The 25,308-nt window shown below is 66.0% G+C and carries 26 protein-coding genes and 1 tRNA gene; 12 read left to right on the forward strand and 15 right to left on the reverse strand.

Translation table 11 applies throughout. The annotated features are described in order from the left end of the window. Nucleotides 1-66: 66 nt before the first annotated feature. Nucleotides 67-990, forward strand: coding sequence for a LysR family transcriptional regulator (locus ACFO0J_RS05675; protein WP_376812087.1), 924 nt, complete (start codon nt 67-69; stop codon nt 988-990). Nucleotides 991-1,005: 15 nt separating this feature from the next. On the opposite strand, the gene ACFO0J_RS05680 is transcribed toward ACFO0J_RS05675, so the two are convergent. Next, the gene (locus ACFO0J_RS05680; RefSeq protein WP_376812088.1) at nt 1,006-2,055 is read right to left on the reverse strand and encodes an NAD(P)-dependent alcohol dehydrogenase; all 1,050 of its coding nucleotides are present in this window, start codon (nt 2,053-2,055) and stop codon (nt 1,006-1,008) included. An 83-nt stretch (nt 2,056-2,138) separates the two neighbouring features. After that, nucleotides 2,139-2,588, reverse strand: a complete 450-nt coding sequence (locus tag ACFO0J_RS05685) for a cupredoxin domain-containing protein (protein ID WP_376812089.1) — start codon at nt 2,586-2,588, stop codon at nt 2,139-2,141. Between the two features lie 237 nt (nt 2,589-2,825). On the opposite strand from ACFO0J_RS05685, the gene ACFO0J_RS05690 reads away from it, so the two are divergent. After that, nucleotides 2,826-3,410: a hypothetical protein gene (locus tag ACFO0J_RS05690; RefSeq protein WP_376812090.1), complete on the forward strand. Its 585-nt coding sequence runs from the start codon at nt 2,826-2,828 to the stop codon at nt 3,408-3,410. 50 nt (nt 3,411-3,460) lie between these two features. Here ACFO0J_RS05690 and ACFO0J_RS05695 read toward each other — a convergent pair whose 3' ends face one another. The 4 genes from ACFO0J_RS05695 to ACFO0J_RS05710 form a co-directional block, all read right to left on the reverse strand. Continuing rightward, a complete protein-coding gene (locus tag ACFO0J_RS05695) occupies nt 3,461-4,450 on the reverse strand; it encodes a YcjF family protein (protein ID WP_376812091.1) in 990 nt (329 codons plus the stop codon). Between the two features lie 104 nt (nt 4,451-4,554). Then, on the reverse strand, nt 4,555-4,962 hold the full coding sequence (locus tag ACFO0J_RS05700; RefSeq protein WP_376812092.1) for a YgiW/YdeI family stress tolerance OB fold protein: 408 nt from the start codon (nt 4,960-4,962) through the stop codon (nt 4,555-4,557). 98 nt (nt 4,963-5,060) lie between these two features. Further along, on the reverse strand, nt 5,061-6,452 hold the full coding sequence (locus ACFO0J_RS05705; protein ID WP_376812093.1) for an ATP-binding protein: 1,392 nt from the start codon (nt 6,450-6,452) through the stop codon (nt 5,061-5,063). Then, nucleotides 6,449-7,117 carry a response regulator transcription factor gene (locus ACFO0J_RS05710; protein ID WP_376812094.1) on the reverse strand — a complete coding sequence of 223 codons (669 nt, stop codon included), beginning with the start codon at nt 7,115-7,117 and terminating at the stop codon, nt 6,449-6,451. The genes ACFO0J_RS05705 and ACFO0J_RS05710 overlap by 4 nt, the downstream gene beginning before the upstream one ends. A gap of 130 nt (nt 7,118-7,247) precedes the next feature. Here ACFO0J_RS05710 and queG point away from each other — a divergent pair, with 130 nt between their 5' ends. Next, the gene (gene queG, locus ACFO0J_RS05715) at nt 7,248-8,330 is read left to right on the forward strand and encodes a tRNA epoxyqueuosine(34) reductase QueG (RefSeq protein ID WP_376812095.1); all 1,083 of its coding nucleotides are present in this window, start codon (nt 7,248-7,250) and stop codon (nt 8,328-8,330) included. Here the strand turns inward: queG and arfB are convergent, their stop codons facing one another. The 7 genes from arfB to ACFO0J_RS05750 all read right to left on the reverse strand — a co-directional run bounded on the left by arfB (nt 8,331) and on the right by ACFO0J_RS05750 (nt 13,389). Beyond that, entirely contained in the window at nt 8,331-8,741 is a 411-nt protein-coding gene (arfB, locus tag ACFO0J_RS05720; protein ID WP_376812096.1) for an alternative ribosome rescue aminoacyl-tRNA hydrolase ArfB, read from the reverse strand. Next, the gene (locus ACFO0J_RS05725) at nt 8,738-9,901 is read right to left on the reverse strand and encodes a diguanylate cyclase domain-containing protein (protein ID WP_376812097.1); all 1,164 of its coding nucleotides are present in this window, start codon (nt 9,899-9,901) and stop codon (nt 8,738-8,740) included. The genes arfB and ACFO0J_RS05725 overlap by 4 nt, the downstream gene beginning before the upstream one ends. Continuing rightward, nucleotides 9,901-10,791 (reverse strand): amino acid ABC transporter substrate-binding protein, encoded by an 891-nt coding sequence (locus tag ACFO0J_RS05730; protein ID WP_376812098.1) that lies wholly within the window; start codon nt 10,789-10,791, stop codon nt 9,901-9,903. The genes ACFO0J_RS05725 and ACFO0J_RS05730 overlap by 1 nt, the downstream gene beginning before the upstream one ends. A gap of 70 nt (nt 10,792-10,861) precedes the next feature. Then, on the reverse strand, nt 10,862-11,458 hold the full coding sequence (locus ACFO0J_RS05735; RefSeq protein ID WP_376812099.1) for a pseudouridine synthase: 597 nt from the start codon (nt 11,456-11,458) through the stop codon (nt 10,862-10,864). Between the two features lie 78 nt (nt 11,459-11,536). Next, nucleotides 11,537-12,277: a uracil-DNA glycosylase family protein gene (locus tag ACFO0J_RS05740; protein WP_376812100.1), complete on the reverse strand. Its 741-nt coding sequence runs from the start codon at nt 12,275-12,277 to the stop codon at nt 11,537-11,539. A gap of 38 nt (nt 12,278-12,315) precedes the next feature. Then, complete coding sequence (locus ACFO0J_RS05745) at nt 12,316-13,182, reverse strand: MBL fold metallo-hydrolase (RefSeq protein WP_376812101.1); 867 nt, start codon at nt 13,180-13,182, stop codon at nt 12,316-12,318. Nucleotides 13,183-13,313: 131 nt separating this feature from the next. Beyond that, nucleotides 13,314-13,389: transfer RNA gene (locus ACFO0J_RS05750), tRNA-Phe, on the reverse strand. A 133-nt stretch (nt 13,390-13,522) separates the two neighbouring features. Here ACFO0J_RS05750 and hemA point away from each other — a divergent pair. The 6 genes from hemA (at nt 13,523) to ACFO0J_RS05780 (ending at nt 19,063) form a co-directional block, all read left to right on the forward strand. Next, complete coding sequence (gene hemA, locus ACFO0J_RS05755; RefSeq protein WP_376812102.1) at nt 13,523-14,800, forward strand: glutamyl-tRNA reductase; 1,278 nt, start codon at nt 13,523-13,525, stop codon at nt 14,798-14,800. Nucleotides 14,801-14,882: 82 nt separating this feature from the next. Further along, on the forward strand, nt 14,883-15,962 hold the full coding sequence (gene prfA / locus ACFO0J_RS05760; protein WP_376812103.1) for a peptide chain release factor 1: 1,080 nt from the start codon (nt 14,883-14,885) through the stop codon (nt 15,960-15,962). Nucleotides 15,963-16,022: 60 nt separating this feature from the next. Continuing rightward, the gene (gene prmC / locus ACFO0J_RS05765; RefSeq protein WP_376812104.1) at nt 16,023-16,847 is read left to right on the forward strand and encodes a peptide chain release factor N(5)-glutamine methyltransferase; all 825 of its coding nucleotides are present in this window, start codon (nt 16,023-16,025) and stop codon (nt 16,845-16,847) included. A gap of 7 nt (nt 16,848-16,854) precedes the next feature. After that, the gene (gene grxD / locus ACFO0J_RS05770; RefSeq protein ID WP_376812105.1) at nt 16,855-17,196 is read left to right on the forward strand and encodes a Grx4 family monothiol glutaredoxin; all 342 of its coding nucleotides are present in this window, start codon (nt 16,855-16,857) and stop codon (nt 17,194-17,196) included. Then, a complete protein-coding gene (locus ACFO0J_RS05775) occupies nt 17,193-17,825 on the forward strand; it encodes a UbiX family flavin prenyltransferase (RefSeq protein WP_376812106.1) in 633 nt (210 codons plus the stop codon). Before grxD ends, ACFO0J_RS05775 begins: the two co-directional genes overlap by 4 nt. A gap of 35 nt (nt 17,826-17,860) precedes the next feature. Next, a complete protein-coding gene (locus tag ACFO0J_RS05780) occupies nt 17,861-19,063 on the forward strand; it encodes an HD-GYP domain-containing protein (protein WP_376812107.1) in 1,203 nt (400 codons plus the stop codon). On the opposite strand, the gene ACFO0J_RS05785 is transcribed toward ACFO0J_RS05780, so the two are convergent. Further along, on the reverse strand, nt 19,060-20,310 hold the full coding sequence (locus tag ACFO0J_RS05785) for an MFS transporter (RefSeq protein ID WP_376812108.1): 1,251 nt from the start codon (nt 20,308-20,310) through the stop codon (nt 19,060-19,062). The two genes, ACFO0J_RS05780 and ACFO0J_RS05785, sit on opposite strands and share 4 nt — an antisense overlap. A 16-nt stretch (nt 20,311-20,326) precedes the next feature. Next, the gene (locus tag ACFO0J_RS05790; protein ID WP_376812109.1) at nt 20,327-21,517 is read right to left on the reverse strand and encodes an MFS transporter; all 1,191 of its coding nucleotides are present in this window, start codon (nt 21,515-21,517) and stop codon (nt 20,327-20,329) included. A 258-nt stretch (nt 21,518-21,775) separates the two neighbouring features. On the opposite strand from ACFO0J_RS05790, the gene ACFO0J_RS05795 reads away from it, so the two are divergent. The 3 genes from ACFO0J_RS05795 (at nt 21,776) to ACFO0J_RS05805 (ending at nt 25,286) form a co-directional block, all read left to right on the forward strand. Then, nucleotides 21,776-22,864, forward strand: coding sequence for a TRAP transporter substrate-binding protein (locus ACFO0J_RS05795; protein WP_376812110.1), 1,089 nt, complete (start codon nt 21,776-21,778; stop codon nt 22,862-22,864). A 113-nt stretch (nt 22,865-22,977) separates the two neighbouring features. Continuing rightward, nucleotides 22,978-23,589, forward strand: a complete 612-nt coding sequence (locus tag ACFO0J_RS05800) for a TRAP transporter small permease subunit (protein ID WP_376812111.1) — start codon at nt 22,978-22,980, stop codon at nt 23,587-23,589. 2 nt (nt 23,590-23,591) lie between these two features. Then, nucleotides 23,592-25,286, forward strand: coding sequence for a TRAP transporter large permease (locus ACFO0J_RS05805; protein ID WP_376812112.1), 1,695 nt, complete (start codon nt 23,592-23,594; stop codon nt 25,284-25,286). Nucleotides 25,287-25,308 lie beyond the last annotated feature (22 nt).

The following is a 25,308-nucleotide window of genomic DNA, read 5'->3' on the forward strand; positions in this document are numbered from 1 at the left end:
GAGGGAATCGATGAAACGATGATGGAATGAGGCTATGGTATTCACGAAAGCGTGTGGTGAATAACGATGTTTTCTGACTGTGATGGTGAATTGAATTCACCATTCTCACATGAGCGCCTGCCATCCCTGCTGGCGCTGCGCTGCTTCGAGGCGGCGGCCCGTCTGGAACACTTCAGCCGGGCCGCCGCTGAGCTGCACCTGACCCATGGCGCGGTCAGCCGCGCCGTGCGCCTGCTCGAAGACGAACTGGGCGTGCCGCTGTTCGAGCGGCGCAGCCGGCGCGTGTATCTCACGGATGCCGGTCGCACCCTGGCTCGTGCGGTGGGCGGCGGCTTCGATCTGATGCGGCAGGCCGTGGGTGAATTGCGCGCCAGCGTCCGCCAGTCGCAACGGTGGGTCCTGTCCTGCGAACCCACGCTGCTGATGCGCTGGCTGATTCCACGCTGGTCGGATTTCCAGGCCCGGCATCCGGGGATCGACGTGCACCTGGTGGCCGGCGGCGGCCCGGTTTCTTTTGATGGCGGGATCGACCTGGCCATCCGCCGCGATGATTTTCCCCGGCCTGACGCGATGCATGCCGAGTCTCTGTTCGCAGAGCGGGTCGGTCCGGTGTGCCGGCCGGACAAGGCGGCGGGCTGGCTGTCGTCGAAAAAGGGTGCCGTCACGCTGCGGGCGGCCGCGCCGCGTCTGCACACCCGCACCCGGCCGGGCGCGTGGCGTGAATGGGCTGCGGCCAGCGGCCGGACGGTTCCGGATGTGCCGGGGCAGACCTTCGACCACTTCTATTTCAGCTTGCAGGCGGCCGTGGCCGGCTTGGGCGTGGCGATCGGTCCCTGGCATCTGGTGCGCGACGATCTGGACAGCGGCGTGCTGGCCGCGCCACTCGGTTTCGTCGAGGACGGCTCGCAGTATTGCCTGCTATCGCCCCAGCCCGTGCAGGCCGGCAGTCCTCCGGCGGACCTGCTGGCGTGGCTGCGGGCGGTGGCCTGACCCGGTTCCGGCCGTTCAGGCCGCAAGCGAGGCGCAATCAATGACGAAGCGGTACTTCACGTCGCCCTTGAGCATCCGGTCGTAGGCCGTATTGATCTGGTCGGCGCGGATCATCTCGATGTCCGCGACGATATCGTGTTCGGCGCAGAAATCCAGCATTTCCTGCGTCTCCGGGATGCCGCCGATCATCGAGCCGGCCAGGCTGCGGCGCTTCATGATCAGGTTGAACACCGCAGGCGCAGGGTGCGGCGAAGCCGGCGCACCGACCAGCGTCATCGTGCCGTCGCGTTTGAGAAGGGCAAAAAATGCATCAAGATCGTGCGGCGCCGCCACGGTGTTGAGGATGAAGTCGAGGCTCTGGGCGTGCGCGGCCATTTCGTCGGCGTTGCGGGACACCACGACTTCGTGCGCACCCAATGCCTTGGCCGCCGCGCGTTTGGATTCCGAGGTGGTGAAGGCCACCACGTGCGCACCCATGGCGTGCGCGATCTTGATGCCCATGTGGCCCAGGCCGCCGATGCCGACCACGCCGATTTTGTGGCCCGGGCCTACCTTCCAGTGGCGCAGCGGCGAATAGGTGGTGATGCCCGCGCACAGCAGCGGCGCCACGGCGGCCAGTTGCGCCTCGGGATGGCGGACGCGCAGCACGTAGCGCTCGTGCACCACGATCTGCTGCGAATAACCGCCCAAGGTGTGGCCGGGCGCATCGGGCGTGGGGGCGTTGTAGGTGCCGACCATATGGTTGCAATAGTTCTCCAGCCCGTCGTCGCATTCGGCGCAGTGCTGGCAGCTCTCGACGATGCAGCCCACGCCGACCAAGTCGCCGACCCGGTGGCGGGACACCTGCGCGCCCACGGCCGAGACGCGACCCACGATCTCGTGGCCCGGCACACAGGGATAAATGGTGCCCGCCCATTCGGCGCGCACCTGGTGCAGGTCCGAATGGCAGACGCCGCAATAGGCGATGTCGATGCGTACGTCGTGCGCGCCCGGAGCACGGCGGGTGATGTCTAGGGGTTCGAGGGGGAGATTGCCCGCGTGGGCGCCGTAAGCCTTGATGATCATGATCCTGTTCCTCGGTGCAATCCGGCCGGCATGGCCCGGAACCTTTATTGTTCCACCGTCGGCACGCACCCGCCAAGCGGCGCCTACCCGATCACGAACCGGCCTTTCATGCCGGCCTCGAAGTGGCCTGGAATCGTGCAGGCAAAATCGAGCATGCCGTGGTGCGGAAACGTCCAGGACAGCTCCCCGCTTTGACCCGGATCCAGTGCCAGGGCATTGGTCTCGTGATGCGCCGGCATGTCGGGGTGTGCGCGCATTTCCTCGGCGTGCGCCAGGATTTCTCCCATCTCTCCCAGAACGATTTCATGGGGCAGCTTGCCGGCGTTGTGGATCTTCAGTCGCACCGTCTCGCCGGGCTGCACCTCGATCTGGTCGGGCAGAAAACGCATGGTGTCGTCCATGGTGATCTCGATGATGCGGGCGGTCTGCGCGTGTGCCGCCATCGCACCCATGTCGTGCGCCGCGTCGTTGTGGGCATGCGCCGTGGAGGCGAGAAGAAGCGCCGAGAGGGCGGAGATCGATCGGATACGCATGATTTTGGACTCCTGGAACTGAATGATCGAAGGAGCGTAAACCTTGCCATCGTGGCAAGCGCAAGCGTCACTGTTCAGGCGCGCTCCGATCAAAGCCTATCCACGTCGACGGGTCAAGCCTCCCCAAAAAACGACCATCCCCCTGTTCCGTCCCAAAACATTCAGGCTTAAAATTTACCGGCCGCCCGATGCTGCAGAAGATGCCCACACCGACGGCATTCAGACAGCGGAGGATCTATGGATGCATCGCTTGTTTCGCCCCCGGGCGCCCAGCCGGATTTCATTCGATGGCACTACCTTTGGTTTGTCGCGGCGGCGCTCATTGTCCTGGTGACGGCCATTTTCGCCGGGAACATCTGGTTCCTCGATTGGGTCCACGTCATGAGCGGTGTGCTGTGGACCGGGATCGACCTGTTCATGGGATTCGTCATCGGACCGATCATCCGCAGTGTGGCGGTGCCGGTGCGCAAGGAAATCATCATCCGGCTGACCCCGGTCACCCTGTTCCTGATGCCGACCTTGTCCATCATGACGAGCACGGCGGGCTGGTTCTTGGCGGTGCAGCTCGGACTCACGCAGTTGCCCTGGCCGCAGTTCGGCTGGATCGCCGCGGCGCTGGTCCTGGTGACGTTGATGACGATCCAGGGGCTGGGCTATCTGCTGCCGACCAGCGTGCGGGTGTGTCTCGAAGTGCGCAAACCCGTCCCGGACGGTCCGAAAATCGGCCGCATGATGAGCCGGTTTTATTACGTGGTGGCCAGCCAGGGCGTCATGCAGATCGCCATCATCGTGGTCATGGCCAGGCTCGCCACCGGGGTGTGAATCAATCAGGCCGTTCGTCGTGAAATCCGGCGGTCCGTTCTTTTCGGCGATCAGCCCCCGCGCACCATTTGCAGGATCCTGGCAGTGTTCAGGCCGCGCGACATTGCCTGCATCTGCGGCAGGTACTGGTCCTGCATCTGGCGGCCGTCCGCCATCACGTGCTGGTAAGCGTCGCGCAGCATCTGCGTATTCAGCGCGCGGCCGCCGGCATAGTACTGGTTGGCGACGTGGCCTAGCGCATAGGTGGAGGCGAAGCTCATGCCGCTGCTGACTGTCTGGCGGCCCAGCCCGCCGAGGATGCCCTTGCCCAGCAGGCTGCCGAGCAGCTTGCGGCCCGCCTGTTCCAGGTACTGCGACGTCAGGCCCACGCCCAGGGTGGCCAGCAGGTCTTTGATGTGGCCGCGGTCCAGCTCGTAGCCATGGCTCTGGCCGATCTGGTAGACCAGCCGCATTTGCAGCGGGATGATGGCCAGCGTGGACAGGTTCTCGGGCAGCAGTTCAATGGCGCCGTTGAGGATCGACGCGTTGAGGATCTTGCGGTCCATGACCTCCGACGGCAGCGTGCCGGGACGGCGTTGCGCGGCCGTGCCGGATGGCGCGTCGAGTGCGGCCGGCTGCGGCGCGTCTGCGCCCGCCGCCGTTTCTGGAGTCGCCATGGATGCCGTTCGCAACGGCGCGGCCGCCAGCGCGTCGGCCTGTGTGTCGAATGCCGTCGGCGCCTGGCCGAGTGCCTCGCGCAGCCGGGCGAGGAATGCCTGTTCCGGTGCGCTGGTCCGGCCGTCGGCTTCGCAGACGCAGACGGCCATTTCATAGGCTAGCTGGCGCGCTTCGCTGCTGGACAGCTTCGGCAGCACGTCGGCCAACTGCACCCGGTGCATCAGCACCTCCTGGTACAGGCCAGGCAGGTTGATCTGCTGGTCTTCCGCCAGTCCTTGCGCGACCAGGCGGATCTGCTCGCGCTCGCGGTCGTGCTTGTCGTTGTCGGCATATGAGGCCAGCAGGCAGATGGTGAGGATGGCGCGGATTTCTTCAGTATTCATCGATTTCCTTATCGATCAGGCCGGTCCGCTTGCGCGGTTATCCGGGAGGAGGGGAGGAAGAGCGGTCTGCGTCCGCTTCCGGCGTACGGGTGTCCCCGTCGGGATCAGGGCAGCAGGATCACGCGGTCCACTTCGAATTCGTCCCGGGTCCGTCCCTTGTCGAACTCGCCGATCAGTTCCACGCGTTGTTCGGCGCTCACGGTCTGTCCGGCCGGAAAATCCTCGTCATCGATCTCCACGATCATGCGGCCCGTCGCGTCTTCGAAGGTGTAGCGCTCGTCGCCCTCGAACGAGACGATGCGGCCTTGCAGCCGGGCGGGCTGGTCGTCGCGGCCCGTGCTGAGCAGTTGCTTGACCGTCGTCAGTTGCGCAGTGCCGGGCCCCGAGTCGCTGCCCTGCACGGCCGCTTTGGGGGCGTTGCTGGGACCCGTGTAGCCGGATTGCTGGGCGATGGCCGTGGTGGCGCCCAGGGCCAGGGCGGCGGCGGTCAGGATGGATACGGTATGGCGCATGGTGCGATTCCTTTTTCAGTTAGAACATGAGAATCCGCGATTCGCGGGGTAGCACCATTGGACAGGGTGAACCTGAAGGCAATCTGATGCGCTTCACTTCAATCTGGAGGGAAATCCACGACTACGCCCAGCCCCTGTCCCTCCAGCCCGTCTTCAAAGCGCAGGGTGGCGCCGTGCAGCGCCGCGATGCGCGCCACGATGGACAGGCCCAGGCCATTGCCCGTCTGTTCGGTGCCCAGCACCCGGAAGAATCGCTCGCCCAGGCGCGCGCGCTGATCGGGCGGCACACCGGCGCCATCGTCGCGCACGGCCAGACGCGTGCCGCCTGACGGCAGCCGCGAGGACTCGATGCGGACGCGGCCGCCTTCGCGGCCATAGCGCACGGCGTTGTCGATCAGGTTGCGCAGCGCGCTGGCCAGCAGCGTGGGGGCCGCGTGCAGTTTCGGGACCGCCAGGGCACGCTCCATCCGGATGCCCGGGGCCGATGCTTCCATGTTCAGGTTGTCGAGCAGGGCATCCAGGACTACGTCCTCGCGCACCAGGGGTTCGGCCTGCGGTTCCAGCCGGGCCAGCGCCAGCAGGCTCTCCACCAATGCGGTGCAGCGGTCCAGATCGGCGCGCAACTGACGCAGGTGGGCGTTCGGCAGTTGCAGTTCGCGCTCGATGAGCTGCACGCGCATGCGCAGCGCGGCCAGCGGTGTGCGCAATTCGTGCGCCGCGTCGGACGTGAAGCGCCGTTCGCTGTCCAGCGCCGTAGACAGGCGCGCCAGCAGCGCGTTGAGCGCGTCCAGGATAGGCTGCAGTTCGCGTGGCGGGTTTGGCGTCTGCACGGGCGTCAGGTCATGCGGCGACTTGACGTCGATGAGCATGGCCGTGTCCTCCAGCGGCCGCAGCAGGCGCCGGATCAGGAACCAGCTCAGCAGACCAAGCATCGCCAGCAGCCCCAATGCGGGCCAGGCCAGGTTCTCGGCCAGTTCCTCCAGCAGGTCCAGGCGCTCCTCCATCGGTTGGGCCACCTGGACGGTGACGCCGCCCGGGCCGGGGCGCACGTGCACGCGCCAGAACGCGCCCTCGGCCCGGACCGTGGCCATCGTCTTGCGCCGAGCATCAGGCAGGAAGGCTGTTTTCGGCGTGTCCTCGCCCCGCAGGAGCACGCGGCCATCGGGCGCGACGAGCTGGTAGTACATGCGCAGCTTCAGCGTGTCGCTGCGCTGTGCGCGGGGATCCTGGATGCCGCCGGCGGCCTCTCCCGGCAGGCCGATTTGCAGGACCAGGCGCGAGCCTTCTTCCAGCGCGTCGTCGAAGACTTCGCTGGTGGCGAACCAGGCCACCCCGACTACGATGGCGAGGCTGGTCAGCCACAGGCCGACGCTGGTCCCCATCACGGCCAGCAGCAGGCGCTGCCGCAACGACCAGTCGCTATGCGCTGGCGTGGCGTCCGGAGGCCCATCGGGCCGGCGTCGGACCCAAGGCCATCGAAGAAAGTTCATCCGGGGCACAGTCCGTAACCCTGATTGCGCACCGTCACGATGAACCGGTTGCCCAGTTTTTTGCGCAGGTTGTAGATGTGGACCTCGATGGCGTTGCTCTCCACCTCCTCGCTCCAGCCGTACAGCGTTTCTTCCAGTTGGGCGCGGCTCAGGATGTGGGTGGGACGGCGCATCAAGGCGTGCAGGACGGCGAATTCGCGCGCAGTGAGCGTGACCGGCGCGCCGTCCAGCGTCACGCGCTTGGCGGCCGGGTCGAGGGCCACTGCGCCATGGCGCAGTTCGGGGGTGTCCTGCGCTGCGCTCCGGCGCAGAGCCGCACGCACGCGGGCTGACAGCTCTTCCAGGTCGAAGGGCTTGACCAGGTAGTCGTCCGCGCCCAGGTCCAGGCCCTGCACACGGTCGGCCAGTGTGTCGCGCGCGGTGATCACGATCACCGGCAGGCGGGCGCGGGGCGTCCCGGTTGCGCGCAGTGCCCGGAGGACGGCGTCGCCGTCGAGGCCGGGCAGGCCACGATCCAGCAGGATGCACTGGTATTCGTGCGTTGCCAGTGCGGCCGAGGCCTGGTCGCCGCGTTGCAGCCAGTCCACCGTGTAGCCGTCCATCCGCAGCCATGATTGCAGGGAATCACCCAGCGAGGGGTCGTCTTCGATTAGAAGGATGCGCATCCGGGCATCTTACGACGGAAAGATGAAGTGAAACTGATGCGCATGCGCGGCCTTTGATCCGTGGCATGGCCGATGTCTCCAGGGGGGGCGGGCCGTGGGACAGAGAGGGGGATTTCCCTATAATTTCCCGATGAACGGGAACAGTCATCCATGGTATCAACAGATCGGGGCCTGGGCGCGGGAACTGGGCTTCTCCGACATCGGCGTCTCGGGGGTGGACCTGTCCTCGGCCGAGCCGTATCTGTTGCAATGGCTTGCGCAGGGCTTTCACGGCGACCTGGACTACATGGAGCGGCACGGCCTCAAGCGCGCTCGGCCGGCTGAACTGGTGCCCGGCACGGTCAGCGTGATCACCGCGCGCATGCCGTATCTGCCGCGCCGGACTGCGCCTGGCTGGCAAGCCCGCGAACTTGCGCGGCTGGACGATCCCGCCGAAGGGGTGGTGTCGCTTTACGCCCGGGGGCGCGACTATCACAAGGTGGTGCGCGCGCGTCTGCAAAAACTATGCGACCGGATCGAGACGCTGGTCGGGCCGTTCGGCTACCGTGTTTTTTCCGATTCGGCGCCCGTGCTGGAAAAGGAACTGGCCAGCCGCAGCGGCCTGGGCTGGCGCGGCAAGCATTCCATGGTGCTCTCGCGCGATGCCGGGTCGATGTTCTTCCTGGGCGAGATTTTCGTGGACTTCGCGCTGGAGCCGACCGATCCGGTGAGTGCGCATTGCGGCACCTGTACCGCCTGCATCGACATCTGTCCCACGGGGGCCATTGTGGCGCCCGGCGTGGTGGACGCGCGCCGCTGCATTTCCTACCTCACCATCGAGTATCACGGCGCCATCCCCGAGGCGCTGCGTCCTCTGATGGGCAACCACATCTACGGCTGCGACGACTGCCAGACGATCTGCCCCTGGAACAAGTACGCGCAGACCTCGGAACTGCCTGATTTCGACGAGCGCGCGCCGCTGGTCGGCCGCCGGCTCGTCGAACTGTTCGCCTGGGATGAGGCGACGTTCCTGAAACTGACCGAGGGCGGACCGGTCCGGCGCATCAATCATGAGCGCTGGTTGCGCAACATCGCCGTGGCCTTGGGCAATGCGCTGCGCGACGCCGATGCGGAACAGGCCGGGGAATTGCGCGCCGCCCTGCTCAGCCGCGCCGACCACGAAAGCGCCCTGGTGCGCGAACACGTCGCCTGGGCGCTGGCGCAGCGTCCTTGATCACCCCTCCGACACCTTGGCGCGCAGTTGCTTGAGGGCGCTGCGTTCGGTCTTTGCCTGTTGACGTCGGCGCCTGGCCCCCTGCGTGGGCCGTGTGGGGCGCCGGATTTCGGGGACGTCGCCGGCCCGGTCAATCAGTTCCTGCAGGCGCGCCAGCGCTTCCAGCCGGTTCTGGGCCTGATTGCGGCTGGATTGCGCCTTGATCACGATGATGCCCGCCGCCGTGATGCGATGGTCGCGCAGGCCCAGCAACCGTTCGCGGACGGGTTCGGGCAGCGTGGAAGCATGGATGTCGAAGCGCAGGTGGACGGCGCTGGAAACCTTGTTGACGTTCTGGCCGCCCGCGCCTTGAGCGCGGATGGCGGTGAATTCGACGTCCTGCGCCTGGATGGGGTATCGGTGCCGTGTCATGAGCGGGACTCGCGTGTCCGCGGATCACTGGGCGCAGGGTCGTATCGCCGGCGGTGGCGCGTCAGCCCCTTGGCCCGATACATGTCGGCGTCGGCCTGCGCCAGCAGGGTGTTGCTGTCGCTGTCGTCCTGGCCGAACCGCGTCAGTCCGATGCTGGGGGTGATGTAGATCGGGGTGTCCCGCCAGAGGATGGGCTGCGTCAGGGCATGCGTGATGCGGGTGACCAGTGCGTCCGCGGCCGAGTCTTCGATGGTGTCGGGTGCGATGACGGCGAACTCGTCGCCGCCCAGGCGGACCACGGTATCGTGTTCGCGCACGCAGGCCAGCAGGCGTTGCGCGACCGTCCGCAGCACCTCGTCTCCGGCGGCATGGCCGAAGGTGTCATTGACGGGTTTGAATCGGTCCAGGTCGAGCAGCAGGATATGGCCTTGCGTACCGGCTTGTTTGACGCGGTCCAGGCGTTCTTCCAGCAGCAGGCGGTTGCCCAGGCCCGTCAGCGGGTCATGCCGGGCCTGGCGGCGCAGCTCTTGCAATTGGGTGTTGTAGGTCTGGGTGACTTCGGAAATCTCGTCGGCCCAGTCGGCGGGGATGGGGTCCAGCGCCTGATGGCGATGCATGGCCTGGCACAACTGCAGGAGGGGCTCTCCGATGGTGCGCCTGAAAGTCCACAGCGCGCAGGCCAGCACCACCGCCAGCATCGACAGAAAGACCGCCAGTTGCGGCACCAGGCTGCGGGAAACCGCAGTAAAGATCGACAGGGGCCGAAAGGCCACCTGCAGCTCTCCCAGCATGTGGACGGCGCCCGTTTCATCCACGTACTGAAGCGGCGTGCTCAAGGTGTCTTTGCTGTTTTTGTCGGGCAGTGTGCCGGCCTGGATCAGTTTCTGGGCGCATTGATCCATTGCGCTGACCCCTCGCACATTGGGCTGCAGCGTCATCGCCTGAATAATGCCTTCCGCCGTCAGGCTGTTGCAGTCCCACAGCGGCTTGATCAGCACGTGCGCGAAGGTGTCCAGGGTCTGGCTGCGCTGATTGCTGACCGTGAGGCGCTGGTTCTGGTAATACAGCCCGGTCGTGAGGGCGGCGGTCAGCACATAGGCCAGGGCCAACAGTGGTAATAGCTGGCGCAAGAACCGCGTGTAGAGTTTTTGGACGGGCATTACGACAGGTGCGGCTGCAGCAGCAGATGCCGGTAGCGCGGCGGCACGATATCCGGACTGTAAAAGGGATTTTCCAGACTGATGACGGTGCGTTTTTGCCAGGATTCTGCAGGCGGCAGTTGGCGCATCTGCGACCAGATGGACTCGAACTTGCCGTTCTCGGAGATGATGTCGAAACCCTTTTGCAGCGCCTGGTACAGCGCATCGGCGCTGGGATGCGGAGACACCCAGACAAAACGGTACCAGGGGTATTTCAGCAGCAGGAATTGATCCAGCGCGAGTTGCGGATAGCGCCGCCGGAAGTGCGGCAGGAAATAGCTCAGGGACTCTTCCATTCCCATGGGAAACAGGTCGATCACCCCGGTCCGCATCTGCTCGGCGAATTCGCCATTGCGCCAGCCCTGGACCTCGCGGGTGGTGATGCCGGCCTTGCGGTAGATTTCCACGTCCCACCAACTGGAGCCTTGCCCGATCGTCAGCGTGCGCAGGTCGTCCAGCGTGCGGACATGGCTCAGCCTTGCTGCGTGGCTTTCCAGCACGAAGGGCGTGCGCCAGCCCAGCAGGCCGCGCTCCAGCGGCACGGGGATCATGCGTAAACGGCCTTCCTGCACCCGTTTCAGGCGGGTGGGAGAGGCCGGCAGCAGATTGATGTGGATGCGACCGGCGGTGATCTCGTGCAGATTGCGTTCTTCGGTCGCATGGGGGGCGTTGACCAGATCCGCGGACAACCCGCTGGCCTGCAAGGCCGCGTACAGCAGGGCGGTGCAGTGCGCCAATGACGGCTCCGTCTGCACGGCGTACACGGGGCGGGTGGCTGCATACGACGGCAGGCAGGCGCCGGCCATCAGGCCCAGCAGGCTGCGGCGATAAGGTGAAAATGAAGTGTTCATAAGGCTGGTGGCCTGGATAAATTTGTTTCCAGACTTTGCATTCAGCATCATAGACGGGATAGTGTGAAGTCTAAAGTAAAGAATCCTTAATTTCGCGCCAGGCGCCGGGCGGCAGATCTTCCAGGCCCCAGGGGCCGATGCGGATCCGCACCAGGCGCAAGGTCGGCAGTCCCACGGCGGCCGTCATGCGCCGGACCTGGCGATTGCGGCCTTCCTGGATAGTGATTTCCAGCCAGGCGGTCGGGATGCTTTTGCGGAACCGCACCGGCGGATCGCGTGGCCAGAGCTGCGGTTCCGGCAGCAGGCGGGCCTGGGCAGGCAGGGTGGGGCCGTCCTTCAGCGCCACACCGGTCCGCAGGTGCTGCAGTTGGGCCTCGGTCGGTTCGCCTTCGACCTGCACCCAGTAGGTTTTCGCCATCTTGTGCCGGGGATCGGCTATGCGCGCCTGCAGGCGGCCGTCGTTGGTCAGCAGGAGCAGGCCTTCGCTGTCGCGGTCCAGCCGCCCGGCCGGGTAGACGCCGGGGACATCGACAAAGTCCTTGAGCGTAGCGCGGCCTTGATCGTCGCTGAACTGGGTCAGCACGTCAAAGGGTTTGTTGAGCACCAGCAGCCGTGATTGCGCGGGCGGTTTCCGGGGCGTCCGGCGCGCCCCGCCGGGTCTCGTCATTGATTGGCCCTCATTTTTCGGATCAACGGGATTGGGTGGCAATGGGCGTGAAAAGCAGGCGCTGCGAAACGTCGTACCTCACGCCCAGGGCGCCAGGGTCTTGTCTGCGATGTCGGCCCAGCCCTGGTTGGCCGTGGGGTTCGCCGGGCTGGGATGCAGCAGGTAGGCCGTGGGCACGCTGTCGCCCACGATGGCCTGCGCGCGGCCATGGGCGAACCGCCCGATCCCGACGACCACGCGGGGGCGGATTGCGTGAATGACGGCATTCAGTGCTGCGTCGCAGAGGCCGAACAAGGGCTCGCGTTCGGCCTTGTGCAATTGTTCGGGGACCAGGTTGCGGTTATTGCGCAGAAACAGCAAGGGACAGTAGTTCCAGACGAACATGTCCTGGAAGAACCGGGCCGGGTCGTTGAAGCGTCGCTGCGCCCAGTTCCAGAAGCGATCCCCGCTGCCTTCGCTGCGGCGGCAGGCAAAGCCCATGATCGGATATTTGTCATGTTGGTCCGGCAGCGGGCCGCCCAGCGGTTTTTCGATCTTCAGCCAATCGCGTGCCATGGAAACCTCGCCGAAGGGGACGCCGGTTTGCGCCATGCCCCAGGGGCCGGGGTTCATGCCGACCAGCAGGATCCGCCCCTGTCGGCTGCCGTACCGCTGCAGGTATTCGCGGTGCGCCGGCCACATATAGATCAGCGGGTTATAGACGTGGCTGGCGCTGGGGAAGGCCAGCACCTGCAGACTGCCCGCGAGCACGCGTGCGATGGCCGTGCTGGTGTTGTCCAGGTCGGGATCGAAGTCTGCAATCATGTGTTCTGCTGTCATGACGTCTGCTGCCATGTTACGCCGTGGCGCGTGCCCGCTTAAATCGCGTTCAGCGGTATCTTCAGGTAATGCACCCCGTTGCCTTCGGCAGGCGGGAACTGGCCGGCCCGCATGTTCACCTGCACTGAGGGCAGAATGAGTTTCGGCATCGGTAATGTGGCGTCGCGCCGGCTGCGCATGGCGACGAACTCGGCTTCGCCGATGCCGTCGTGGATATGAATATTGTCCCGCCGCTGCGCCGCGACGGTGGTTTCGCAGACGAATTCGTCACGCCCCGGGCTCTTGTAGTCGTGGCAGAGGAAAAGCCGCGTGTTCGGCGGGAGTGCGAAGATCTTCTGGATGGACCGATACAGCGTTGCCGCATCGCCGCCCGGGAAATCGCAGCGTGCAGTCCCGGAGTCGGGCATGAACAGGGTGTCGCCCACGAACGCGGCGTCACCGATCACGTGGGTCATGCATGCCGGGGTGTGGCCTGGCGTGTGGATGACCCTGGCCTCGATCGTGCCCAGTCTGTAGGTCTCTCCGTCCGTGAACAGGTGATCGAACTGGCTGCCGTCGCAGGCGAAGTGGTCATCGGTATTGAAGAGCCGGCCGAAGTGGCTCTGTACGGCACCGATGTGTTCGCTTGCACAGAGCTTGCCGCCTAGCTGGCGTTGAATCCGCTTCATGGCCGACAGATGATCCGCATGCACGTGCGTGTCGATGATGAACGACGTGCATAGACCGTGATCCTTGACGAAGGAAACGATCTCGTCGGATGAGTGGTGCGCGGTACGCCCCGATGCATCGTCGTAATCGAGCACGCTGTCGAAGATGGCCGCACTCAAGGTCGCCGGGTCCCAGACGACATAGCTGAACGTACCGGACGGTGCGTGAAGAAACGCCTTGACTTCAGGATGTTGCATGAGGCACTCCTTTGGTGTTCGCCATGAGGCCGGGCTCGGTCGTGCAGATGAATACGAAGCTTACCGCGTGATCCTGGGGCCAGACAGCAAAAAGCCCCCGAATCCATAGGAATCGAGGGCTGATGCAATTCTGGTGGCCCGGGGCGGAATCGAACCACCGACACAAGGATTTTCAATCCTCTGCTCTACCGACTGAGCTACCGGGCCAAGACGCAGAATCATACATGAAAATTTGATCCTGTGCAGGCAACGAGGCCTGAATACGACGGTCGGCGTTCCCTGAGCGCGCGTGGCGTCCTATAATACAGTCCATCTTCGTGTGCAACTTCTTCTTGCGGGCATGTCCGTCGACGTCCTGACCTTTGGCTTGAACCACGTTTCCGCGCCGGTTTCCGTGCGGGAACGCGTGTCGTTTCCGCTCGATCTGGTCCAGCCCGCGTTGGCGGCCCTGCGCTCGACCTTTGGCAGCGGCGTGCGCGAAGCCGCCATCCTGTCTACCTGTAATCGCACTGAAATCTACTGTGCGGCCGATCCCGGCGTCGCGCCGGAACTGCCCGCCTGGCTGGCGGAATTCAACCGCCTGGAAGCCGGCCTGCTGACGCCGCATCTGTATCAGTACCAGAAGAACGACGCCGTGCGCCATGCGTTCCGCGTGGCCAGCGGCCTGGATTCCATGGTGCTGGGCGAACCGCAGATCCTGGGCCAGATGAAGGACGCCGTGCGCACGGCCGAACAGGCCGGCACGCTGGGCACCCTGTTGCACCAGTTGTTCCAGCGTACCTTCTCCGTCGCCAAAGAGGTCCGCTCGCAGACGGCCATCGGCGCGCATTCGGTGTCCATGGCCGCCGCCGCCGTGCGCCTGACCGAACGTGTGCTGGGGGACCTGTCCTGTAGCAACATCCTGTTCATCGGCGCGGGCGAGATGATCGAGCTCTGCGCCACCCATTTCGCGGCGGTGCGTCCGCGCCAGATCGCGGTGGCCAACCGCACCCTGGAACGCGCCGAGACCCTGGCCGCCCAGTTCGACGCCCGTACGCTGAAACTGTCGGAGCTGCCGGATCACCTGGCTGAATACGACGTGGTCGTCTCCTGTACGGCCTCATCCTTGCCCATCCTCGGTCTGGGGATGGTCGAAAGGGCTGCGCGCACGCGGCGCCACCGTCCCATGGTGATGGTCGATCTGGCCGTGCCGCGCGACATCGAACCCGAGGTCGGCCGCCTGGCCGACGTCTATCTGTACACGGTCGATGATCTGGGCCGCATGGTGCAGTCCGGCACCGACGCGCGCCGCGCCGCCGTGGTCCAGGCCGAAGCCATCATCGAGGCCCGGGTGCGGCATTTCATGCACTGGCTCAGCAACCGCGAGATCGTGCCGGCGATCATTGACTACCAGCAAAGCGCCGATGCCCTGCGTCTGGCCGAACTGGATCGTGCCCGGCGGCTGCTGGCGCGGGGCGATGATCCCGAAGCCGTGCTCGAACTGCTGGCGCACAGCCTGACGCACAAATACATGCACGGCCCGTTGGCTGCGCTGAATCGCAGCGAAGGCGCCGAGCGCGACCAGATGTTGTCGCTGCTGCCCCGCCTGTTGCCCGAATCCGGCGCCCGTCGCCGGTAGCGGCGATCTCCCTTTCCTCGTGCCGATCCGGCCCCGCGCGGGCCGGGTTCCGGCTTTCTTGTGATTTCCCGGAACTTCCCCCATGAAAAGTTCGATGCGCAGCCGACTGGAACAGCTCGGCCACCGCCTGGCCGAGATCGACGCCTTGCTGGCCGAGCCGGACAGCGCCGACGACATGGACCGCTTTCGCAAATGGACGCGCGAGCGCGCCGAACTGGAGCCCGTGGTGCGGGTCTTCGAGTCCTGGCAGCGTGCGTGCGATGACCGGGATGCGGCGCGGGACATGTTGTCGGACCCCGACATGAAGGCGCTGGCCGAGGAGGAGCTGGCAGGCGCCGATGTGCGCATCGAGGCGCTGGAGGACGAACTGCAGATCCTGCTGCTGCCGAAGAATCCGGACGACGATCGCAGCGTCTTCCTGGAAATTCGCGCCGGCACGGGAGGCGATGAAAGCGCCCTGTTCGCGGGCGACTTGCTGCGCATGTACACCCGCTATGCGGAAGTCCGCGGCTGGCGGGTGGAACTGATGTCCGAGAGCGAGTCCGAACTGGGCGGCTACAAAGAAGTCATCGCCCATATCGAGGGCGACGGCGTCTACGGCCGGCTGAAGTTCGAGTCCGGCGCCCACCGCGTCCAGCGCGTGCCCGAGACCGAATCCCAGGGCCGGGTGCATACCTCGGCCTGCACGGTGGCGGTGATGCCCGAGGCCGACCCTCAGGCGGACATCCAGATCAATCCCAATGACCTGCGCATCGACACCTTCCGCGCCAGTGGGGCGGGGGGGCAGCACATCAACAAGACCGATTCGGCGGTGCGTATCACCCACCTGCCGACCGGCCTGGTGGTCGAATGCCAGGACGATCGTTCTCAGCACCGCAACAAGGACAAGGCCATGCAGGTGCTGGCCGCACGCCTGAAGGACCGTCAGCAGCAGGAAGTCCACGCCCGCGAGGCGGCCCAGCGCAAGAGCCTGGTGGGCTCCGGCGACCGGTCCGAGCGCATCCGCACCTACAACTTTCCGCAGGGGCGGGTCACCGATCACCGCATCAATCTGACGCTGTACAAGCTGGCGCAGACGATGGACGGTGACCTGGGCGAACTGACCGACGCTTTGCTGGCCGAGCACCAGGCCGAACAGCTCGCCGCGCTGGCGCTGGACTGAGGCCATGCATCCCCGTTCGAACCGCGGGCGCGGCGCGGCTGTGTACGGCGTCCGCCGGCCATGAGCGCGCCGACGACCCTGCGCGCCGCCCTGGCGGCCAGCCCGCTGCCGCGCCTGGAGGCGCATCTGCTGTGGCAGCGGGTGCTGGACGTGCCGCGCGCCTGGCTGATCGCGCATGACGCCGACCCGCTGGATCCGGCGCGCGTCGCCGCCTACCAGGCGCTGGAAGCGCGTCGATTGGCGGGTGAGCCGATCGCCTACATCCTGGGCGGCCGGGAGTTCTTCGGCCGTGATTTCCAGGTCTCTCCGGCGGTGTTGATCCCCCGGCCGGACACCGAGCTGCTGGTCGAATGCGGCCTGCGGGCGATCCAGGCCGTGCGCGCGCCCCGCGTGCTGGATCTGGGCACAGGCAGCGGCATCGTGGCGGTGACCTTGGCCCTGGAGCGGCCCGACGCGTGCGTGCGGGCGACCGACCTCAGCGCCGAGGCCCTGGACGTGGCGCGAAAGAACGCACGCGCCCTGGGGGCACAACTATGGTTTTCACACGGGAATTGGTACGATACAGAACTGGGTTCGGCGCGCTTCGATCTGATCGTCTCGAACCCTCCATACATCGATGCGCAGGACGCGCACCTGGGGCTGGGCGATCTGCGCTTCGAACCCCCGGGTGCCCTGACCGATGGGGCCGATGGCCTGCAGGCCTTGCGCGACATCGTGCAGGGCGCGCCGGATCATCTGTCCCCGGGCGGAGCCCTGTGTGTGGAACACGGTTGGGATCAGGCGGCGGCCGTCCGGTCCCTGTTTTTGAGCCGGGGATTTGCCGACGTCGCCAGCGAGCGGGACCTGTCCGGCATCGAACGCGTCACCCGGGGTGTTTTAAAGTGAGATCACCATGAGCGAAGAAGTCCAATCCGAAGTCCAGAATTTCATCCGTGAAACGGTCACCGGCCATCCGGTCGTCCTGTTCATGAAGGGCACGGCCCAGTTTCCGCAATGCGGCTTTTCCGGCCGTGCGATCCAGATCCTGAAGGAAACCGGCGTGACCAAGCTGGTCACCGTCAACGTGCTGGAAGACCCCGAGGTCCGTCAGGGCATCAAGGACTACGCCAACTGGCCGACGATTCCCCAGCTCTACGTCAAGGGCGAATTCGTCGGCGGCACCGACATCATGAACGAGATGCACCAGAACGGTGAACTGGCTCAACTGCTGAAGGACTCCGGGGCGATCGAGTGAGTTCCCCCACGGGGGCCTCCGATCCGGTCAAGCGGCTGGTCGTCGGCATCAGCGGTGCGACCGGCGTCCGGTACGCCACGCGTATCCTAGAACTTGCGCGCGCGCACGGCGGGGTGGAAACCCATCTCGTCATGTCGCCGTCCGGTGTGCTGAACGTCCGCCACGAATTGGGCCTGGGCCGTCAGGCCGTGCATGCCCTGGCCGATCACGTCCACAGCTTCCGCGACGTGGGTGCGGTGCTCGCCAGCGGCAGTTTCCGCACGGCCGGCATGGTGGTGGCGCCCTGTTCCATGCGGACGCTGGCGGCTGTGGCGCACGGCCTGTCGGACAATCTCATCACGCGGGCGGCGGACGTGACCCTCAAGGAACGCCGCCGGCTGGTGCTGATGGTGCGGGAAACCCCCTTCAACCTGGCGCATCTGCGTAATATGACGGCGGTGACCGAGATGGGCGGGGTGGTTTTCCCGCCCCTGCCGGCGTTCTACCTGCGCCCGGCCACGCTGGACGACCTGATCGACCACACCGTGTGCCGCGTCCTGGAGTTTTTTGATATTTTCGTGCCTGGACCGCGTTGGGAAGGTCTCGACGAGCCGGGCATCCATCACCCGCAGGGCGCCGGGGCCGCGTGATGCGCCGCTCCCGCCTGTTTCCCGGAACTTGAGGCATGATCAAAAAAGTCCCCGTGTCCCAATTGTGCGTCGGCATGTACGTGCATGACCTGGGCGGCTCTTTTCTGGAGCATTCCTTCTGGCGTTCGCGTTTTCTGATCCAGAACGAGCGCAAGCTGAAAAAGCTGCAGACGTCCAGGCTGGAATGGGTGCTGATCGACACCAGCCGGGGCATCGACCTGCCCGCCGGCGGCGCGGCTGCCGTTGCGCCTGCGCCGCACGCCGCCAAAACGCACGCCGCCGAGCCCGCGCCGCCCCCCGCCACGCCCGAACAGCAGGCCTTTGACGACGCCAAGGACATCATCGACGGCTCGCGGGAGCAGGTGAAGCAATTGTTCGCCGACGCGGAACTGGAGGGCAAGATCGACCTGCGCCAGATCGAGGGCCTGGTCCAGGACATGGCCGACTCCATCGAGGGTCATCCGGACGCCTTGACCAGCCTGGCCCGCATCAAGCGCGCCGACCAGTATCTCTACGCGCATTCCGTGGCCGTGTCGGCGCTGATGACCGCCCTGGCGCGGACCCTGGGGCTGTCCGACGAACAGGTGCGCCTGGCCGGCATGGCCGGCCTGCTGCACGACATCGGCAAGGTCCGCGATCCCGACGAGGCGCCCGGCAAGCTCGGTCGTCCGATCCAGCCGCCGCAGGAACTGCTGCGCCAGCACCCGGGCAACGGCGCCGAGGTGCTGCGCCGGGATCCGGGCGTGCCCCCCGAGATCATCGACGTCTGCCTGCATCACCACGAGCGTGTCGACGGCAAGGGCTTTCCCGACGGGCTGGTCGGTGAGAGCACCAGCCTGCTGGCCCGGATGGCGGCCATCTGCAATTATTATGACGAAGCCACCACGACGCGGCCTTTCAAGAAAGGTTGGGATCCGGCCTTTACGCTGTTCAAGATGCTGAAGTCCTCGGGCCAGTTCGACACGGACGTGCTGGGCGCTTTCGTGCGCACGGTGGGGCGCTATCCGCTGGGGTCCATCATCAGCCTGACGCAGAGTGAACTGGGGCTGGTGGTGGAGCAGAATCCGGACATGCCGGAGCTGCCCGTGGTCAAGATCTTCTATTCCATCCGCTGGAGTCACGCCATCCCGGAACGTCGGGTGAATCTGGCCGATCCCGACTGTCCCAGCCGCGTCCTGCCCGTGGTCGCGCCGGTGGACTGGGCCCAATCGGGCCTGCCCGTCCCGTCGATCCTCTAGGGGCGCTTTGCTCCGGCCCCGTTCGTCCGGGGCCGCGTGCGCAGGCCGATCAGCACCGCCAGGACGATGCCGGTGGCGGCGAAGGCGCCGGTGGCAGTCCAGGTCCATTGCCAGTCGCCCCCGGCCCGGTTGACCACCCAGGCCACCACCGGCGGCCCGACGAACTGTCCCAGTGACGAGCCTTGCTGCATCCAGCCGATGGTCGGGGCCGTCGTCTGCGGGCTGGGCGCCAGGGTCAGCCCCAGCACGAACAGCGTGGCCGGCACCAGGCCGCCCACCATGGAAAACATCAGCACGGCCACGAACTGGCCGGATGCCGGCAGACCGGCGCCAAACGCCGCCCAGGCGCACAGAATCATGGTCGCCAGCCCCGCCACCAGCAGTTGCCAGCCGGGCACCCCGCGATGCAGCAGGCGGCCGGCGGACAGGTTGCCGATCGCGTTGACGCCCGCGACGATGGCCGTCAGCAGCCCCGCCGTGGTGCCGCCGACGCCTTGGGCGGCGTAGATCGTCGGCAGGAAACCGATCACCGCGATCCACTGGCCCGCATACAGGCCGAAGATCAGGGCCACCAGCCAGACGTTCAGCGACCCCAGCGTCGTACGCACCAGTTGCATCGGGGAGTGCCGTGGCTGGTCGGGGTTGGCTGCGGGGTCCGGCGGCACGAGGCGCGCGGTGAGCAGCAGGCAGCACAGGGTCAGCGCCGCCAGCAGCGACCACAGCAACTGCCAGCTGCTCAGGCTCAGCACCCAGGACCCCGTCAACAGGATGACCACGGTGCCCAGCGGCATGTAGCTGCCCCAGAAGCCCATGATGCGGCTCAGCCGGTCCGGCGGCACGAGGCGGCGGATCAGCGAAGGGATCGGCATGGCCACCATCAGCACGCCCAGGCCCTCGGCGGCGCGGCACAGCAGCACCAGCAGGCTGGCGTCCAGCAGGGCGCCCAGCATCGAAGTGGCCGCCAGGATGGCCAGGCCGATCAGGACGCAGCGGCGCAGGCCGATCCGTTCGGCCACCAGGGCGATCGGCAGGCCCAGGATCAGTCCGCCAAGCTGCACGGCCGACAGCAGAAAGCCCGATTCCACCAGGCTGAGGTGGAATTCGGCCTGCAACTGCGGCAGGGCCGGGGGGACTTTCCAGATATGCAGCGCGGCGCACATGCCCACCAGCACCAGGAACAGGGCGGCGCGCACGGCGGCATGGGTCTCGACGGCGGTGCGGGATTCAGGGTCGGCGTGCGGCGGCATGGGCGGTCGGCAGAGGTCAGGGAGAGGCGGTTTTACGGGGCAGCCAGCGCCAGAACATCCAGGCGGCGACAAAGCCGATGGCGCCGATGGCGGTGATGCCGCTGGCGAGCGACAGGACGGCGGTGACGGCGGACATCAGCAAGGGGCCGCCGCCGCCGCCCAGGTCGGTGATCAGCCGCCAGATGCCCAGGAAGCGGGTGCGGTCGGCGGGGGGGGAGGCGTCGGCGCCGATGGTCATGACGATGCCCGAGCCGATGCCGTTGCCGACGCCCAGCACCATGCTGACCGCCAGCAGGCCGGCGAATCCCGCCGTCCAGGGGATGGCGATCAGGCTGGCGCCCATGATCAGCATGCAGGGCAGGGCGACCCAGTGGCGGCCGCGCAGGTCCATGATCCGGCCGGCGGGATAGAACAGCAGCATGTCCACGCCGCCCATGATGCCGTAGATCAGGGCGGTCTGCGTGGCGTCCAGGCCGATCTGGTCGGCCCAGAGCGGGATGACGATCTGGCGGCAGGCGCGGATCGCCGAGACCAGCGCCGTGGCGACCCCCAGTGTCAGGAAGACGCCCGCGTGCGCGCGGGCCAGGCCCGCCAGGGACAGGGGCGGGGCGTTGCGGTGTGCGGTGCGGTCGCGGGGTTCGAGATCCGGCACGCTGAAGGCCAGAATGCCGGCTCCCAGGAAAGCCAGGATGGCGGCCCAGTAGGCGCCCTGCAGCCCCATCCAGTGGATGAAGCCGGCGGCCATGAAGGGGCCTGCGAACAGGCCCACCCGCATGGTGCCGCCCAGCGTGGACATGGCGCGCGCGCGCATGTGGACCGGCACGGCTTCGATCAGGTAGGTCTGGCGCGCCAGCAGGAAGACGGAACTGGCCAGGCCGATCATCAGGACGCCCAGGCCGAGGACCCAGGGGGTGTGGGCGATCAGGCACAGCACCAGGGCGGCCAGGCTGAAGGCGGCGGCCCCGATCATGGCGCGGCGTTCGCCGTAGCGGTTGGCCAGCGCGGCGGCGGGCAGGTTGGCGAGCATCGAGCCGATGCCGATCAGGGCGACGATCAGGCCGGCTTGCGCGGAACTGGCGCCCAGTTCGCGGGCGCTGAGGGCGAGAATCGGGTAGATGGCGCCTTCGCCCAGACCAAAGAGCAGGGAAGGACCAAATGCCGGCAGGGCGATCCGCGCCAGGCTGAAGGAATCGGAGGAGGGAGGCACGCCGGGAGGGTCGTGATGACCAAATCGGCATTGTCGCACACGGAGGCGGGGCTGTACCTGAATGCGGCACGGAGGCGGCGCAGTGCTCGGGTTCCCCTATTCCCTTCCTGGAAATTGGCAGATTCAATCAAGGCGGACATTAGGCGTTATTACCGATTGCGGAAGGCTTCAAGTTTCATGCATTATTCACGCGCTCTCGAACCGTTTACAAAACGGCACATTTGACCGGTTTACCAACCAACTTAGGGGCTCTCTCTCATGCAACGTCGTTCCTTCCTCAAGAAGGCTGCCCTCGGTGCGGCCGCTGGTGGCGCCACCCTGGCCGCTCCCGTTTTCGCCCAGGAATCGCCCACCCTCACGTGGCGCCTGGCTTCCAGTTTCCCCCGCAGCGCCGACGCCATCTATTCCGGCGGCGAAAACGTCGCCAAGTTCATCTCCGAGGCGACCGACGGCAAGTTCCAGATCCGCGCCTTCCCCGGCGGCGAGATCCTGCCCGCCCTGGGCGTGCTCGACGGCGTGCAGAACGGCACGGTCGAATGCGGCCATACCGCGTCCTACTACTACTACGGCAAGGACCCGGCCCTGTGTTTCGACGGCGCCGTGCCCTTCGGCCTGAACACCCGCCAGTACAACGCCTGGGTGCGCCATGGCGGCGGCCTGGCCGTGCTGCGTGAATTGTTCGCCAAATTCAACATCGTGAACTTTCCCTGCGGCTATACCGGCACCCAGATGGGCGGCTGGTTCCGCAAGGAAATCAAGACGGTCGAAGACCTCAAGGGCCTGAAATTCCGCACGGCGGCCTTCGCCGGCGCAGTGCTGATGAAGCTGGGCGTGGTGCCGCAGCAGATCGCCGGCGGCGACATCTACCCGTCCCTGGAAAAGGGCACGATCGACGCGGCCGAATGGATCGGCCCCTACGATGACGAAAAGCTCGGCTTCCACCGCGTGGCGCCGTTCTATTATTTCCCCGGCTGGTGGGAAGGCACGCTGCAGGTGTCCCTGTACGTCAACAAGGACAAGTACGAAGCCCTGCCCAAGCACTATCAGGCCGTGCTGGACCAGGCCTCCGCCCTGGCGACCAACACCATGATCGCCACCTACGACGCGGAAAACCCCAACGCCCTCAAGCGCCTGATCGCCGAAGGCGCCAAGCTGCGCGCCTTCCCGAAGCCCGTCATGGACGCCTGCTACAAGGCCGCCCAGGAAACCTATGCGGAACTGTCCGCCAAGGATCCCGGCTTCAAGAAGATCCACGACGCCTACATGGGCTTCCGCGACCACGAAATCCCGTGGTTCCGCATTGCTGAAGGCAGCTTCGACCAATACATGGCCACGGCGGCCAAGTAATCGACGCCTCGTGCCGGCCTGTTTTTAAAGGCCGCTCATGACCGGATCGCGCCCAGCCCCCCCCGAGGGGGCTTGTGCGTGTCCGGACGCAACCCTTTTCATCGGCTCTCACCATGAATGCACTTCTCGCCCTGTCGCGAGCGATTGACGCCGTCAATCGCCGCGTGGGCCGGGCCGTGACCTGGCTGATCCTGCTTGCCGTGCTCGTCAGTTCCCTGAACGCGACGATCCGCAAGCTGTTCAACGTCAGTTCCAACGCCTGGCTCGAACTGCAGTGGTATCTGTTCGGCGCCATCTTCCTGCTGGCGGCGGGCTACACCCTGCTCAAGAACGAACACGTCCGCGTCGACGTCCTGGCCTCGCGCTTTTCCCGGCGCGCCCAGCTCTGGATCGAAATCATCGGCGTGCTGTTCTTCCTGCTGCCCGCCTGCGGGCTCATCATGTGGCTGTCCTGGCCGTTCTTCATGGACGCCTTCGTGAACCACGAGCAGTCCTCGAACGCGGGCGGCCTGATCCGCTGGCCGGCCAAGCTGCTGATTCCCATCGGCTTCGCCCTGCTGGTGGCCGCCGGCATCTCGCACCTGATCAAGAGCATCGGTTGCCTGCTCGGCCGCTGCCCCGATCCCCGCGAAGTCCACACGGGCAAGTCCGCCGAGGAACTGCTCGCCGAAGAAATCGCCCGCGAGGCGCAACAGCGCGAGGCCGCCTCGCATGAGGGGCACTGACCATGGAAGCATTGTTACTCGCTTATATGGCGCCGATCATGTTCGGCATGCTGGTGGTCCTGCTGCTGCTGGGCTTTCCCGTGGCCTTTTCCCTGGCGGCCAACGGCATCCTGTTCGGCCTGATCGGCATCGACCTGGGGCTGCTGTCCCCGGCGCTGTTCCAGGCGCTGCCGCAGCGCGTGTTCGGCGTGATGGGCAACGAGTCCCTGCTGGCGGTGCCGTTCTTCACCTTCATGGGACTGATCCTGGAACGCTCCGGCATGGCCGAGGATCTGCTGGAGACCGTCGGCCAGTTGTTCGGTCCGCTGCGCGGCGGCCTGGCGATCGCGGTCATCTTGGTGGGCGCGATGCTGGCGGCGACCACCGGCGTGGTGTCCGCCTCGGTGATCTCGATGGGCCTGATCTCGCTGCCCATCATGCTGCGCTACGGCTATGACCGCAAGCTGGCGGCCGGCGTGATCGCAGCATCCGGCACGTTGTCGCAGATCATCCCGCCCTCGCTGGTGCTGATCGTGCTGGCCGACCAGTTGGGCCGTTCCATCGGCGACATGTACAAGGGCGCTTTCCTGCCGGGCTTCGCCTTGACGGGTTTGTACGTGCTGTATGTCGTTGCGGTGGCCTTGTTCAGGCCGAAGTCGGCGCCGGCCATTCCGCCGGAGGCGCGTACCTTCGTCGAGCCCAGCGGCGGGCACGGCATCCCCTCGCTGCTGGCGCTGATGGCCTTGTCCGTCGGCGTGTCCGTCGTGGGCGTGGAACTGCTGCTGGACGATGGGGCGCACGTGGATGAACTGATCGTCACCAGCATCCTGCTCTGGGGCGTGGCCGCTTTCGTCATGGCCGGGATCAACAAGATCCTGCACCTGGGGCTGCTGTCGCAGATCGCCGAGCGCGTGACCTTCGTCATGATCCCGCCGCTGGCGCTGATCTTCCTGGTGCTGGGCACGATCTTCATCGGTGTGGCCACACCGACCGAAGGCGGCGCGATGGGCGCGGTCGGCGCGCTGGTGATGGCCCTGATCAAGCGGCGGCTGAATTTCACGCTGCTGCGCCAGGCCATGGACACCACCACGACGCTGACCTGCTTCGTGGTGTTCATCCTGATCGGCTCCTCGGTGTTCAGCCTGACCTTCCGCGGCGTGAACGGCGACCTGTGGGTCGAGCATCTGCTGACCGGCTTGCCGGGCGGCGAGATGGGCTTTCTGATCGTGGTCAGCCTGCTGACCTTCTTCCTGGCCTTCTTCCTGGACTTCTTTGAACTGGCCTTCATCATCGTGCCGCTGATCGGGCCGGTGGCCGACAAGATGGGCATCGACCTGATCTGGCTGGGCATTCTGCTGGCCGTGAACATGCAGACGTCCTTCATGCACCCGCCGTTCGGTTTTGCGCTGTTCTATCTGCGGTCGGTGGCGCCCAAGGAGGACTACCAGGATCGGGTCACCGGCAAGACCATCGCCAAGGTCACCACCGGCGAGATCTACTGGGGTTCGATCCCGTTCATCGCGATCCAGATCGTCATGGTGATCCTGGTGCTGCTGTATCCCGGCATGGTCACGCACTACAAGGCCGACCGGCCCCAGGTGAACATCGAGGACGTCAAGCTCGACATGGGCAACTTCGGTGGCTATGGCGCCGGCGCCGGTACCGACAGTCCGGCGGGTGAGCCCTCGGATCAGGACTACAACAATATGTTCAAGTAGGACCGGCGCCGCGGCCGGCCTC

The organism is Castellaniella hirudinis, assembly GCF_042651965.1.
Lineage (GTDB): Bacteria > Pseudomonadota > Gammaproteobacteria > Burkholderiales > Burkholderiaceae_B > Castellaniella > Castellaniella hirudinis.